Here is a 15,137-nt window from a genome sequence, read left to right on the forward strand (position 1 = left end):
ACTGACACACTGCAATCGGGGGCAAGCCCCCTCCCACATTTCGATCTTCACTGGATGGAAGATCAGACGCGGAAGGCCTGCACCGCGGTGTTGAGCTGCCCGCCCAGCACCAGCAGGTGTTCGCCCTGGCGACGGCCTTGGCCGATACGCAGCAGGTTGTCCTCGCCCAACTGGTGAATCCGCTCGCTGTTGTCGCGGATCTCGCTCACCGCACCGCTTTGCTGCGCAGTCACATCCGCGATGCGCACGGCGGTCTCGGAGATGGTCTGGATCGCCCCGACGATTTCATCCAGCGCGCCATCGGCGGCCTGGGCTTGTTCGGCGGTGGCTTCGGCGTGTTCGACCTGCGCACGCATGCCCTGCACCGATTGGTGGGCGGCGGTTTGCAGGCCGGCGATCAGGCCCTGGATTTCGGCGGTGGCGCCCGCGGTGCGTTGGGCCAGGGAGCGCACTTCGTCGGCGACCACGGCAAAACCGCGTCCGGCTTCACCGGCGCGGGCCGCCTCGATTGCCGCGTTGAGCGCCAGCAGGTTGGTCTGGTCGGCGATCGAGCGGATCACCGTGAGTACGCCGCCGATGGTGGCGGACTCTTCGGCAAGTTTCTCGATCATCTGTGCGTTTTGCTGCACTTCACCCACCAGCGCATGCAGGCCGGTCAAGCTCAGGCCTATGACGCGCTGGCCTTGTTCTACTGCTATGCCCGCACTGCGACTGGCGCCTGCGGCCTGGCTGGCATCGCCCGCCACTTGCTGGATGGTCGCCTCCAGCTCGCCCAGGGAGTCACGGATCTGCGCGGTGTCCCCGGCCTGGCGTTCGGCGCCATCGTGCAGGCCGCTGCTCAGTTCGGCGAGGGCGCGGCTGCTGCCGGCGACGGCTTCGGCGTTGCCGCGAATCGTGCCGACGAGGGCCACCAGGTAGTCGCGCAGGCGGTTGAGCGAGGCTTCGATATCGTGCAGTTCACGGTTGGTCCGGCCCAGGGCGATCGGCTGGCTGAAGTTGCCTTCGGCCCAGGTGGACAGCGCCGGCGCGAGGTTGGTCAGCACCCGCGCCAGGCGGCGCTGCAGGGTATCGATCAACAGGGCGATCAGCAGGATCAGGCCAATCATCAGTCCCTGCATCAGGCGCACTTCGCCCTGGATCCTGGCGTGTTGCGCGCGCACTACCGGCTCCAGGCCGGCGATGGCTTGTCGCACCTGGGCGATCTTGATGTGGGTGGCGGCGGCAAGGTCGGTGCGTTGCTGGATCTGTTCGCGGGTGCGCTTGAGTTCGGCGGGGTAGCGGGTCAGCAGGCTGTTGAGTTCGCGCTTGAGGTCCACGCCGGTGTCCTGGGCTTCGGTTTTTTCGCTGTTCTGCAGGCCCATCAGCGCCGAAAAATCGTCGCTGCTGGATTCGACGCTGGCTTTGACGCCCAGCAAAGGCAACTGCGCCAACCGGTCGGCCTGGGTGCGGATAGCGGCGATTTCGCGTTCAACCTCATCGGCCAGTTCGGCGCGCCCGCTGCTGACCAGTTTGTCGCGGGCCAGGGACAGCTTGCCCAGGTGTTGCGCGGCGCCCAGTAGCGGTGGCAGATAGCGCGCCGCGTCCGCAGAATCGATAGCGCTGGCGTACTGGCTCAGTTGCTCCAGGTTCGCTCCCAGTTCGCGTTCGGCTTGCAGTAACAGCGCTTGCGGGTCGCCGGCCAGTTTGCCGGCGGCGAGCAGGTCGGTTTTGCTGAAGGCATCCAGCTCCGCGAGGCTGGGGCGCAGGCTCTGCGCCAACTCGGGCGGCAAGGGGGCGAGTTGCTGCAACAGGTCTTCCAGGCTCTGGGCGGCGCTGCTCAAGCGCAAGGCGTCGCCGCTGGCCAGGTAGTCGTCGATATTGCGTGCGGCCTGGTTTTCAAAGGCCTGGGACAGTCCCAGATAGCGTTCCATCAACAGGTACGGGCGCTCCAGCGCCCGTTGCGACCACCACAGCGTCGCCCCGAGGGCCAGGCACACGGCCACCAGCAGAAGGGTATTGAGATTGGTCAGCAGCTTCAGGCGCATGCGTGGTTTCAACCGACAGCAAAAGATAAGTGCCTGAAGTTATTGCGCTTTCGTTACAAAGTTATGACCGATTGGGTGGATTCCGGTGAAAAGATGGCACTTTGCTTTGATGTGCGCGCGGCTTGCACGCGGTTGCGTCCGGCATTCTTGGCACGGTACAGCGCCTCGTCGGCCTGGGCGGCCATCGTCAGGCTGTCGGAGCCGTCGCACAGCTCCACCAGCCCCGCGCTGAAGGTGCACCATAAATCCTGCGGCTGAGCCGGGTAGTGAATTTCGGCAAAGCGCCCACGAATTTCGTCCAGCACATTGCACGCCGATTCGAGGTCGGTGTCAGGCATGACGATGGCGAATTCCTCACCGCCATAGCGGCCGATGAAGTCGGTCTTGCGCAAGCGCTGCTTGAGAAACAACGCCAGGCTTTTGATCACGCGGTCGCCCATGGGGTGACCGTGGCTGTCATTGACCCGCTTGAAGTGGTCAATGTCGAGCATGGCAAAGCTCAACGGCTTGTTCTCGCGACGGGCGCGGAAGCTGCAGTCTTCGAGCAATTGCAGGATATGCGTGTGGTTGTACAGCCCGGTCAGGCTGTCGCGCACCATCCGCGCTTTCAAATTGCGAGCACGCGCGGCGCGGTTGCGCACGGTGGTGATCAGATGGCGCGGCTTGATCGGTTTGGTCAGGAAGTCGTCACCGCCTTCGCTCATCGCATCCAGCTGTTTGTCCAGGTCGTCTTCGGCCGACAGGTAGATGATGGGCACGCTGACATAGCGGTCGTTGTGGCGAATCACCTTGGCCAGTTCGGTGCCGGTACAGGCGGGCATGTACATGTCGAGGATGATCAGGTCGGGCTGGAAGTCCGCCAGCTCGGCCATCGCCTGGATCGGCTCGATCAAGGTGCGCGTGACGATGCCGGCGCTGTTGAGCAGGCGCTCGGTGTGCAACGCCTGGGCGCGGGAGTCATCGATGATCAGCACTTTGTACGGCTCATATTGAGCGACGCAGGTCAGCACTTCGATCTTTTCCAGCAGGCTTGAGGCTTCCAGCGTGCCGGTCAGGAATTCTTCGCCGCCGGCGCGCACGGCGGCCAGGCGGGTCGGGGTGTCGGTTTCATGCAGGCTGAAAAACAGCAGCGGCAGCTTCTGCTCCAGACCCTGCTGGGCTTCGGCGGCCAGCTTCAGTCCCAGCCCGGCGCCGCAGAAATCCACGTCCATCACCATTGCCGACGGCAGGCGCTCGGCCATGGAAGCGCGAAAAGCCGCGACGCTGTCCAGGGATTGGGCGCTCATGCCAAAGAATTCCAGCTGCTTGGCCAGGCGCTCGGCGCGGTCGTGGTCGGCCAGCATCACGTAGATCGGCTTGCGCATCGGCGGCAGCAGGGTTTGCTCAAGCTGATCACCCTGACGCAACCCGGTGCGCGACAGGCGCTGCATCAAGCGGTTGAGTTCGCTGATCAATTGGCTGCTCAAGCGGCCACGGTTTTCGTCCACCGCCTTGAGGGAGTCGCCAATATGCCGGGCCAGTTGGCTGTGTTCGGGCTGCTCGAAACGCTCGGCAAAGCGCAGCAGGCGCAGGTTGGCTTCGCTGAGCTCGGAAAAATCGGCGTTGGACCATTCGCTGCGTTGCAGGCGCTGCCAGATCTCAAGAATTTGACGTGCCTGATGAATTACCCGCTGGGCAAAGTGCTGCTTGAGACGCTCGCGGCTGGGGTCTTCTGGCTCGGTCATATCCGGACTACTGTGAGGGTGCGTGCTGAGGTTGGCTGGTGGCCTTATGCTAGCACCTCTTTTTCTGTTGCATGAGTGTCATACGTCAATTAAGTACAAGTCTGTGTCATTCATTTTCTGACCTCATGGTCGCGCTGTGTAAAACGCGTGCATCCTTTATAGTCCAACCGCTGGTATGCGCCAATTCGGTTTAAAAGCCCGCACCGATGGGCACGATGGGGTAGGGTTGTGGTCGGAGTGTTTGACCGCACCCGGACAATTGATGTGCATGAACTCAAGTGATTGAAAGGATATCGCCATGCTGGACTGGAAAAACCGCGAAGGCAGTGCCAAAGGCCCCGCCCCTGAGCCCAAGTCGGCCAACCGCAGCTACTTGCGCAACCTGCTGATGAGCCGCGCCTTGCTCAGCGTGATCTGCTTGTACCTGCTGGTCACCGGTGGCCTGGGTTGGTATTGGAGCCAGGAGCCGGCGCTGTTCCCGGTCCAGCAAAACGCCCAGCTTGCCGCCGAGAAGGAAGGCAAGCAGATGGTGATCGGCTACACCACCGTCGAAACCGTCAAGACCGTGGTCGGCACCTTGCTGAACAAGCCCGGTGGCTACATTTCCAACGACCGTTTCCCGCCAGGCCTGTGGATGGACAACATGCCAAGCTGGGAGTACGGCGTGCTGGTGCAGGTGCGTGACCTGACCCGCGCCCTGCGTAAAGATTTTGCTCGCTCCCAGTCGCAGTCGGCCGAAGACGCTGACCTGGCCAAGGCCGAGCCGCGTTTCAACTTCGACAACCGGAGCTGGGTGCTGCCGTCCAGCGAGTCGGAATACCAGGAAGGCATCAATTCCCTGAGCCGCTACGAAGCACGCCTGTCCGACCCGAACCAGAAGGGCGCGCTGTTCTACGCCCGCGCCGACAACCTGAACAACTGGCTGGGCGACGTCGCCACCCGCCTGGGTTCGCTGTCGCAACGCCTGTCGGCCAGCGTGGGCCGGGTCAAGCTGAACACCGCGCTGAAAACCGAGGCGCTGGCGCCGGGTGAAGTGCCGCAGGTCGATGAAGAAGTGGTGGAAACCCCATGGATGCAGATCGACAACGTGTTCTACGAAGCCCGCGGCCAGGCGTGGGCCTTGTCCCACCTGCTGCGCGCCATCGAAGTCGATTTCGCCGACGTGTTGGCCAAGAAGAACGCCACCGTGAGCGTGCGCCAGATCATTCGTGAGCTGGAGGCCTCGCAGGAACCGGTGTGGAGTCCTATGATTCTCAATGGCAGTGGCTTCGGTGTACTGGCGAACCATTCGCTGGTGATGGCCAACTACATTTCCCGGGCCAACGCTGCAGTGATCGACTTGCGTCAGCTCCTCAACCAGGGTTGATGATGGACGCTACTCAACGGGAGGCCGCACACCGCGCGGCTTCCGATGCTGAACTGATCTGCTGGGTGGACGAGCAGGACAACCTGCTCGGCCACCTGGTCAGGTCCGACCTTCGCCAGCGCGGCCTGATCGGCCGTTGCACCTTCATATTCCTGTTCAACACCAAGGGTGAGTTATGCGTGCATCGACGCACCCTGAGCAAAGCCTTGTACCCGGGGTTCTGGGACACGGCGGCCGGCGGCATGGTGGCGGCAGGCGAGAGCTATGCGGTTTCCGCGGCCCGCGAACTGGGGGAAGAGCTGGGGGTGAGCGGGGTGGAACTGACCGAGCACGACCATTTCTACTTCGAGGACGGGGACAGCCGGTTGTGGTGCAAATCCTACTCGGCGGTATGGGACGGGCCCCTGCGCCTGCAGCCTGAAGAAGTCATGGAAGCCTGCTTCCTGCCCATCGAAACGGTGCTGGCGCAGGCCCGGCAAAAGCCCTACTGCCCGGACGCCCAGGAAGGCTTGCGGCGCTATCTCGCCTCACGTCGCTAAAGTTGCATAAATTGGCGCCATTTGGCTCTTAGCAACGGGGCTTTTTGCCGTTACACTGCGCGCCTTTTCACCCGAACCGCGAATGTTTCATCCTGTAGGAGCGAGCTTGCTCGCGAAAAAACGCCAAGACACCGCGTGCTGCCTGAATGCCCGCGTTATCGTTGACGATCTTCGCGAGCAAGCTCGCTCCTACAAGGGTTGTTGACCTTGACGGTTCGGTAGCGCTGCCCCTGCCTGAGTGGGGCTTCGCGGTCGGTCACCGCCCTGTGCGGCGCCGATCTGTCTTCATCCTCCCAAGAGGATTGCCGGTGGCCAAAAAAGCCGCATCCTTCGCCGCCCTTGGTGGCCTGGTATTTTCCACCGACGCAGGTCGACACTGCCCGGACTGTCGTCAGCCCGTGGACGCGTGCACCTGCAAACAAACCCTGATCCCCGAAGGCGACGGCATTGCCCGCGTGCGCCGCGAGAGCAAAGGCCGTGGCGGCAAGACGGTGACCACCATCACTGGCGTGCCGCTGGCCGAAGATGCGCTCAAGGAGCTGGCCACCACGCTGAAAAAGCGTTGCGGCACCGGTGGCGCGTTGAAAGACGGGGTCATCGAGATCCAGGGCGAGCATGTCGAACTGCTGTTGGCCGAGCTGATCAAGCTCGGTTACAAGGCCAAGAAGTCCGGCGGCTGAAAGCCTCTTCCCAACCTGTGTCTAAACTCTGTCCTGCTAGCGAGGTCTACCTCCCTTACAGGCAAATCGTCATTTTCATTCTTTAGACTGCGCCAGCCTCCGCTTGAGGTGGCGCCTTCGCCTTCATATATAGGGGACTTCAATGTCCGTACGACGCACACGCAAAGACGATGGCAGCCAATGGACAGTTGCGGACAGCCGCAGTGTTTACGGGATCCGCCATTGGGGGGCCGGTTATTTCGCGATCAATGAAGCCGGTCGCGTAGAAGTCCGTCCGAACGGTCCGAACAGCACGCCCGTCGATCTGTACGAGCAAGTCGACGAGCTGCGCAAAAGTGGTCTGTCGTTGCCCTTGCTGGTGCGCTTCCCCGATATCCTGCAAGACCGTGTACGCCAGCTGACCGGTGCCTTCGATTCGAACATCGAACGCCTGGAATACCAGAGCAAATACACCGCGCTGTACCCGATCAAGGTGAACCAGCAGGAAGCGGTGATCGAAAACATCATTGCCACCCAGAACGTCTCCATTGGCCTGGAAGCCGGCTCCAAGCCTGAGCTGCTGGCCGTGCTGGCCCTGGCGCCAAAAGGCGGCACCATCGTCTGCAACGGTTACAAGGACCGTGAGTTCATTCGCCTGGCGCTGATGGGCCAGAAGCTCGGCCACAACGTGTTTATCGTGATCGAGAAAGAATCCGAGGTCGAGCTGGTGATCGAAGAGGCCGCCAGCCTCAAGGTCAAGCCGCAGGTGGGCTTGCGCGTGCGCCTGTCGTCGCTGGCTTCAAGCAAGTGGGCGGACACCGGCGGTGAGAAGTCCAAGTTCGGGTTGTCGGCGGCGCAACTGTTGTCGGTGGTCGAGCGCTTCCGCGCGGCAGGCCTCGATCAGGGCATCCGCCTGCTGCACTTCCACATGGGCTCGCAGATCGCCAACCTGGCGGACTATCAGCATGGGTTCAAGGAAGCCATTCGTTACTACGGCGAACTGCGCAACCTCGGCCTGCCGGTGGACCACATCGATGTGGGCGGCGGCCTGGGCGTGGACTACGACGGTACTCACTCGCGTAACGCCAGTTCGATCAACTACGACATGGACGACTACGCCGGTGTGGTAGTGGGCATGCTCAAGGAATTCTGCGACGCGCAGAGCCTGCCGCACCCGCACATCTTCTCCGAAAGCGGCCGCTCGCTGACCGCCCACCACGCCATGCTGGTGGTGCAGGTGACGGACGTCGAGAAACACAACGACGAAATCCCGACCATCGAGAACAAGGAAAGCCTGCCGGAAACCGTGCAATGGCTGGTGGACCTGCTCGGCCCGACCGATATCGAGATGGTCACCGAAACCTACTGGCGCGCCACTCACTACATGAGCGACGTGGCCACCCAGTACGCCGATGGCAAACTGACCTTGGCCGAGAAAGCCCTGGCCGAGCAGTGCTACTTCGCCGTATGCCGTCGCCTGCACAACTCGTTGAAAGCCCGTCAGCGCTCGCACCGCCAGGTGCTGGACGAACTCAACGACAAACTGGCCGACAAGTACATCTGCAACTTCTCGGTGTTCCAGAGCCTGCCGGACACCTGGGCCATCGGCCAGGTCCTGCCGATCCTGCCGCTGCATCGCCTCGACGAAGAGCCGCTGCGCCGCGCCGTGCTGCAAGACCTGACCTGCGACTCCGACGGCAAGATCAAGCAGTACGTCGACGAGCAGAGCATCGAGACCAGCCTGCCGGTACATGGCTTGAACGAGGGCGAAGACTACCTGTTGGGCATTTTCCTGGTCGGTGCCTACCAGGAAATCCTCGGTGACATGCACAACCTGTTCGGCGACACCGACTCGGTGAACATCTACCAGCGCGAAGACGGTTCGGTGTACAGCGCCGGTATCGAGACCCACGACACCATCGAAGACATGCTGCGCTATGTGCACTTGTCCCCGGAGGAGTTGATGACGCACTACCGCGACAAGTGCGCCAGCGCGAAGATCACGGCGTCCGAGCGTACCCAGTTCCTGGATGCGCTGCGCTTGGGTCTGACTCGCTCTTCTTACTTGTCCTCGTAAAAATGTGGGAGGGGGCTTGCCCCCGATAGCGGTATATCAGCAACAAACTTGTTGCCTGACACTCTGCTATCGGGGGCAAGCCCCCTCCCACATTTGGATCGGGTTTCTTCAGCTACCGCCCAGCCACAGTCCTTGCCGATTCAAGCGCCAGGCAATCGCCCACAGCGTCAGGCTGCGCACTGCCATGAACAACATGAAGGTTATCCACAACCCGTGGTTGCCCAACCCCTGTAGCGCCCACGCCACCGGCAGCACCAGCAGCACGGTCAGCAACATCCCGTTGCGCATCTCCCGCGCTCGCGTTGCGCCGATAAACAGCCCATCGAGCAAATAACTCCACACCGCAATCAACGGCAGTACCGCAAGGTAGGGCAGGTAGCGGTCGGCGGTTTCGCGCACGCTTGGAATATCGGTCTGCATCGCGATAAACAAATGACCGGCGAAGGTGAACAGCAACGCGAAACCAACGCTTGCGATCAGTGACCAGCCACAGGCAACCACTAATGAGCGCCTTAACGCCTGGCGGTCACGCGCGCCGATGGCGTGGCCGCACAGGGCTTCGACTGCATGGGCCAGGCCGTCCAGCGCGTGGGCGGTCAGCAGCAGCCCGTTGAGCAGCAGCGCATTGGCCGCCACGGTCGCGTCCCCCAGGCGCGCGCCTTGCACGGTGATCATGAAAAACACCGACTGCAACGCCAGGCTGCGGATAAAAATGTCGCGATTCACCGCCAGCAGCGGGCGCCAGCTTTGCCAGCGTTTCAGCGCCGCCCAGGCGATATGCCCAGGGTAGGCGCGCAGGGCTTTTTGCGTGAGGGCCAGGCCGAGCAGGGCGCCGGTCCACTCGGCAATCACCGAGGCGCGCGCCGAACCGACCACGCCCCAGTCCAGGCCGAGCACGAACCACAGGTTCAGCGCGATGTTGACCAGGTTGGTGGTCAGCAGGATCGCCAGCGGCGCACGGGCGTTCTGGGTGCCGAGGAACCAGCCGACCAGCGCGTAACTGGCGAGTGCGGCAGGCAGACCGAACAGACGCGTATGGAAGAACTCACGGGTCAGTTGGTTCAGTTCGGCGGAGGGCTGCATCCACGTCAGCGCCAGATGGCTGAGCGGAATGCCCACGGTGCCCAACAGCATTGCCAGCCCCAGCGCCAGCAGCAGGCCCTGCAGCAGGATCTGGCGCAAGGCCGCGCCGTCATTGCGCCCCGCGGCCTGGGCGGCAAAACCGGTGGAGCCCATGCGCAGAAAACCCATGGCCCAGGCGAGGAAGGTGTACAGGCTGGCTCCGACGGCCACGGCGCCCAGTTGGTGGGCGTGGGGCAGGTGGCCGATGACCATGCCGTCGACCAGGGCCACCAGCGGCACGGAGATATTCGACAGGATCATCGGTGCGGCCAGGGCCCAGACCCGGCGATGGGTGGGGCGGTGGCGCCAGTCGGCAAGCAGGGTGGTCATGAAGGCTCCTTGGTGGAGCGGCATTGTACCCGGCCCTTAGTCGCACAGCAGATCCAATGTGGGAGGGGGCTTGCCCCCGATGGCGGTACATCAGCAACAAATTTGTTGCCTGACACCCTGCTATCGGGGGCAAGCCCCCTCCCACATTTTGATCACCTGTGTGTGTGAGATTTGGCTGTAGTTTGAGTCCGCCGAGAACCGGCCTCACCCTCCGTCGGTCAATGTGATCGGCGCCACAGCGGCTTGGCTTGCGCTGATATATAGTTCACCCCCCGGTTTCCTCTGACTACGAGTGCCCCATGCTTAACAAAGGATTGTTCCTGGCCTGCGCGCTGGCCCTGCTGAGCGCCTGCGATTCTTCCGATAAACCGTCTGCGCCACCCGCCCCTGCGGCGAGCGTGGCACCCAAGCCGGCCAAGGCGGCGGTGGATGTGGCGGCGTTGAAGCAGCGCTACGCCGGGCGCGAGTTGAGTGTGGTGGACGTGTCCGAGGTGCAGTTGGACGGGGCCAGCACTTTGTCGGTGAGTTTTTCCATTCCGCTGGATCCCGATCAGAAGTTCGCCGACAAAGTCCATTTGGTGGACAGCAAGTCGGGCAAGGTCGATGGCGCCTGGGAGCTTTCGGACAACCTGATGGAATTGCGCCTGCGTCACCTGGAGCCACAGCGCAAGCTGGTGCTCACGGTGGACCCTGGCGTCAAGGCGGTGAATAACGCCCTGCTGCCCGCCGAGTACACCGCCCGCCTGGAAACCCGAGACCTGCAAGCCACCGTCGGCTTCGCCAGTCGCGGCACGTTGCTGCCCACGCGCCTGGCCGAAGGCTTGCCGGTGATCGCGCTGAACGTCGACAAGATCGACGTCGAATTCTTCCGTATCAAGGCCGAGTCCCTGCCGTCGTTTCTGGCGCAGTGGGGGCGCAATACCAGCCTGCAAAGTTACGAGTCCCGCGAGTTGCTGCCGATGGCCGACCTGGTCTACGGCGGGCGCTTTGACTTGAACCCGGCGCGCAACACCCGCGAAACCCTGTTGCTGCCGATCGCCGGCCTCAAGCAACTGCAGCAACCTGGCGTATATCTGGCCGTGATGCGTGCCTCGGGCACCTATAACTACTCACAACCGGCCACCTTGTTCACCTTGAGTGACATCGGCCTGTCGGTGCACCGCTACGCCAATCGCCTGGATGTCTTTACTCAGGCCCTGGAGGGTGGCAAGGCGTTGAATGGCGTCGAGCTGGAAATTCTCGATGCCGAAGGCCGCGTGCTCGGTCAGGGCAAGACTGAGGACGGTGGCCACGCCGAGTTGCCGTTGCCGAAAAAAGCCCAAGTGCTGCTGGCCAAACAAGGTGAACAGACCAGCCTGTTGCGTCTGGACAGCGCCGCGCTGGACCTGGCCGAGTTCGACATTGGTGGCCAGCCGTCCCATCCGCTGCAGTTCTTTGTGTTCGGCCCGCGCGACTTGTATCGCCCCGGTGAAACCGTGCTGCTCAACGCCCTGTTGCGCGACAAGGACGGCAACGCCGTCAAGCCGCAACCGGTGAGCGTTGAAGTGCGCCGCCCCGATGAACAGGTCAGCCGCAAATTCGTGTGGGACGCCGATGCCTCCGGCCTCTATCAATATTCGCTGCAACTGGCCGGCGAAGCGCCGACCGGGCGCTGGCAGCTGGTATTCGACCTGGGCGACGGCAAGCCGCAGCTGTATGAGTTCCTCGTCGAAGACTTCCTGCCGGAGCGCCTGGCGCTGGAACTCAAGGGCAGCGACACCGCGCTGAGCCCGGAAGATAACCCGGTGATCCAGGTCAACGGCCGCTATCTGTACGGCGCGCCGGCCTCCGGCAATCGGGTCAGCGGGCAGGTTTATGTGCGCCCGCTGCGCGAGGCGGTCAAGGCCCTGCCGGGCTACCAGTTCGGCTCGGTTACCGAAGAAGAGCTGAGCCAGGATTTCGAACTGGACGAAAGCACGCTCGACGCCAAGGGCCAGCAAGAACTGACCCTGGAAAGCAAGTGGGCCGAGGCCCGCTCGCCGCTGCAACTGATCGTGCAGGCCAGCCTGCAGGAGTCGGGCGGGCGGCCGATCACCCGGCGCCTGGTACAGCCGATCTGGCCGGCCGAGCAATTGCCGGGCCTGCGCGGGCTGTTTGACGGCACTGAAACCAACGGCGACGGTCCGGCGGAATTCGAAGTGCTGGTCGCCAACCAGGACGGGCAGAAACTCGCCGCGCAAAACCTCAAGGTGCGCCTGGTGCGCGAGCGCCGTGACTACTACTGGAACTATTCCGACAGTGACGGCTGGAGCTATCACTACAACGAGAAATTCCTCAACCTCGACGAACAGACCCTGAACATCAAGGCCGGCGACACCGCCAAGGTCAGCTTCCAGGTGGAGTGGGGCCCTTACCGCGTCGAGGTCGAAGACCCGCAAACCGGCCTGATCAGCAGCCTGCGCTTCTGGGCCGGCTACCAGGCCCAGGACAACACCGAAGGCGGCGCCGTGCGCCCCGATCAGGTCAAGCTGGCGCTGGACAAACCCGCCTATGGCGATGGCGACACCGCCAACGTCACCGTCACACCGCCGGCTGCCGGCAAGGGCTACCTGCTGGTGGAGTCCGCCGAGGGGCCGCTGTGGTGGCAGGAAATCGACGTGCCGGCCGAAGGCAAAAGTTTCGCCGTGAAGCTTGACCCGAAATGGTCGCGGCATGACCTGTACGTGAGCGCGCTGGTGATCCGTCCGGGCGAGCGCAAAGCCAATATCACCCCCAAACGTGCGGTGGGCCTGCTGCACCTGCCGTTGGATCGGACCCAGCGCAAGCTTGGCGTCACGCTGACCGCGCCGGAAAAAATGCGCCCCAAACAGCCGCTCACGGTGAAAATCGCGGCGAAAAATGCCGACGGCAGTGTGCCCAAGCAAGTGCATGTGCTGGTGGCTGCGGTCGACGTGGGGATTCTCAATATCACCGAGTACCCGACGCCGGACCCGTACTCCAGCCTGTTCGGCCGCAAGGGCTATGGTGTCGACCAGTTCGACATCTACGGCCAGTTGATCGAAGCCGGACAGGGCCGTCTGGCCAGCCTGGCGTTCGGTGGCGATGCGGCGCTGGCCAAGGGCGGCAAGCGCCCGGACACCAGCGTGACCATCGTCGCCCTGCAAAGCGCACCGGTCACGCTCAACGAAAAGGGCGAGGGCGAAGTCAGCGTCAATATTCCGGACTTCAACGGTGAACTGCGCCTGATGGCCCAGGCCTGGAGCGATGATCGCTATGGCATGGCCGAAGCCAAGACGGTCATCGCCGCGCCGCTGATTGCCGAGCTGTCGGCACCGCGCTTCCTGGCCGGGGGGGACCAGACCACCCTTGCGCTGGACCTGTCCAACTTGTCGGGCAAGGCGCAGAAACTCGACGTGCAACTGACCACCGAAGGGCAACTTGAACTGGCCGCCAATGGCGCGCAAAGCGTAGAACTGAAACAGGGCCAGCGCACCACCTTGCGCATCCCGGTCAAAGCCTGGGGCGGCCTGGGGCAGGGCAAAGTCAGGGTGACCGTCAACGGCCTGGACCTGCCCGGTGAAAACCTGCCGCCGTTCAGCCGTGAATGGACCCTGGGCGTGCGCCCTGCGTACCCGGCGCTGCTCAAGCACTACCGCGCCGTGCTCAAGGATCAGCCGTGGAGCTTGCCTGCGGGCACGCTGGAGCAGTTCGACAGCTCGGGACGCGAGGCGTTGTTGAGCCTGTCCAGCCGGCCGCCGTTGAACCTCGGCGCGCAAATCAGTGCGCTCAAGGCTTACCCCTATGGCTGCCTGGAGCAGACCACCAGCGGCCTCTACCCCTCGCTGTATGCCGATGACGCATTGCTTAAACGCCTGAGCATCAAGGGCGAGCCGGATGCCGAGCGTAAACGCAAGATAGAGCTGGGTATCGAACGCCTGCTGGGCATGCAGCGCTACAACGGCAGCTTCGGTTTGTGGGGCGCCGATGGCGAGGAAGAATATTGGCTGACCGCCTATGTCACCGACTTCCTGCTGCGTGCCCGTGACCAGGGCTTTGCCGTACCGGCCGAGGCACTGAAGAAAGCCAGTGAGCGTCTGCTGCGCTATGTGCAGGAGCGCAACCTGATCGAAGTCGACTACAGCGACAACGCCGAGCACACCCGCTTCGCTGTGCAGGCCTACGCCGGCATGGTCCTGGCGCGCAGCCAGCAGGCGCCGCTGGGAGCCTTGCGCAGTATCTTCGAGCGACGCAGCGATGCGCGGTCCGGCTTGCCGTTGGTGCAGCTGGCCATCGCCCTGCAGAAAATGGGTGACCAGCCGCGTGCGGACCAGGCATTACTCGCAGGCCTGGCCGCGCAGCGCAGCGCCAAGGAGTGGTTGGCCGACTACGGCAGCCCGTTGCGTGACCAGGCGATGATCCTCGCCCTGCTGGAAGAAAACGACCTGGCCAAGGGCAAGCGCGAGGAGCGCTTGTTCACCCTGGCGGACCAGCTGGCGGCCAGCCCGTACCTGTCGACTCAGGAGCGTAATTCGCTGTTCCTCGCCGGGCGACTTGGACTCACTCAGCCTGAGTCTGCCTGGAAGGTCGTGTTCAATGGCAGCGGCGGGGTGCATGAGCTGAACAATCAACAACCGACGCTGAACCTGGAAGGCAAGCTGCTGGCTGGCGATCTGAGCCTGACCAATCAGGGCGATGCGCCGGTCTACCAGCAACTGACGATCTCGGGTTATCCACAGGTACCGCCGGCAGCGGGCGGCGAGAACCTGAGCATTCGTCGCGAGTACCTGGGCATGAACGGCCAGCCGCTGAACCTGCACAGCCTCAACAGCGGCGACCTGGTGTTGGTGCACCTGGCGGTCAGCGCCAAGCAACGGGTGCCGGACGCCCTGGTGGTGGACCTGCTGCCTGCCGGTCTGGAACTGGAAAACCAGAACCTGGCGCAAAGCGCGGCCAGTCTGGAGAACGCCAGCAGCCAGGTGAAGGAATGGCGCGAGTCGATGCAGAACGCCTCGCTCAAGCATCAGGAGTTTCGTGATGACCGCTACGTGGCGGCGATGAACCTGGACGGCTATGGCGGCACCACGCACCTGCTGTATCTGGCGCGGGCCGTGACGCCGGGCACCTACCGTGTGCCGCCGCCGCAGGTGGAGTCGATGTACCGGCCCAACTGGCAGGCAGTGGGGGAAACGCCGGCAGACATGGTGATCAAGGGGCGCTGAAAAACCAATGTGGGAGGGGGCTTGCCCCCGATGGCGGTGGGTCAGTTGGCGGATGCATTGACTGACCCACTGCTATCGGGGGCAAGCCCCCTCCCACA

Annotated in this window: 8 protein-coding genes; 5 read left to right on the top strand and 3 right to left on the bottom strand. The window is 63.2% G+C overall.

The features are described from left to right. Positions 1-62: 62 nt before the first annotated feature. Both SC318_RS03160 and SC318_RS03165 read right to left on the bottom strand, forming a co-directional pair. Positions 63-2,024 (bottom strand): methyl-accepting chemotaxis protein, encoded by a 1,962-nt coding sequence (locus SC318_RS03160; RefSeq protein WP_320429613.1) that lies wholly within the window; start codon positions 2,022-2,024, stop codon positions 63-65. 53 nt (positions 2,025-2,077) lie between these two features. Continuing rightward, on the bottom strand, positions 2,078-3,748 hold the full coding sequence (locus SC318_RS03165; protein WP_320429614.1) for a diguanylate cyclase: 1,671 nt from the start codon (positions 3,746-3,748) through the stop codon (positions 2,078-2,080). Between the two features lie 298 nt (positions 3,749-4,046). Between SC318_RS03165 and SC318_RS03170 the strand changes: the two genes are divergently transcribed. The 4 genes from SC318_RS03170 (at position 4,047) to speA (ending at position 8,389) form a co-directional block, all read left to right on the top strand. Beyond that, entirely contained in the window at positions 4,047-5,114 is a 1,068-nt protein-coding gene (locus SC318_RS03170) for a DUF2333 family protein (RefSeq protein ID WP_320429615.1), read from the top strand. A gap of 2 nt (positions 5,115-5,116) precedes the next feature. Beyond that, positions 5,117-5,653, top strand: coding sequence for an NUDIX hydrolase (locus SC318_RS03175; protein ID WP_320429616.1), 537 nt, complete (start codon positions 5,117-5,119; stop codon positions 5,651-5,653). Between the two features lie 308 nt (positions 5,654-5,961). Beyond that, positions 5,962-6,333 carry a translation initiation factor Sui1 gene (locus SC318_RS03180; RefSeq protein ID WP_049710213.1) on the top strand — a complete coding sequence of 124 codons (372 nt, stop codon included), beginning with the start codon at positions 5,962-5,964 and terminating at the stop codon, positions 6,331-6,333. A gap of 142 nt (positions 6,334-6,475) precedes the next feature. Continuing rightward, complete coding sequence (gene speA, locus SC318_RS03185; RefSeq protein WP_320429617.1) at positions 6,476-8,389, top strand: arginine decarboxylase; 1,914 nt, start codon at positions 6,476-6,478, stop codon at positions 8,387-8,389. Between the two features lie 108 nt (positions 8,390-8,497). Here speA and SC318_RS03190 read toward each other — a convergent pair whose 3' ends face one another. Continuing rightward, positions 8,498-9,841, bottom strand: a complete 1,344-nt coding sequence (locus SC318_RS03190) for an MATE family efflux transporter (RefSeq protein ID WP_320429618.1) — start codon at positions 9,839-9,841, stop codon at positions 8,498-8,500. Positions 9,842-10,140: 299 nt separating this feature from the next. On the opposite strand from SC318_RS03190, the gene SC318_RS03195 reads away from it, so the two are divergent. Then, positions 10,141-15,039, top strand: a complete 4,899-nt coding sequence (locus tag SC318_RS03195; protein ID WP_320429619.1) for an alpha-2-macroglobulin family protein — start codon at positions 10,141-10,143, stop codon at positions 15,037-15,039. The last annotated feature ends 98 nt before the right edge of the window (positions 15,040-15,137 follow it).

The sequence above is a fragment of the Pseudomonas sp. MUP55 genome (assembly GCF_034043515.1).
Taxonomy (GTDB): Bacteria; Pseudomonadota; Gammaproteobacteria; order Pseudomonadales; family Pseudomonadaceae; genus Aquipseudomonas.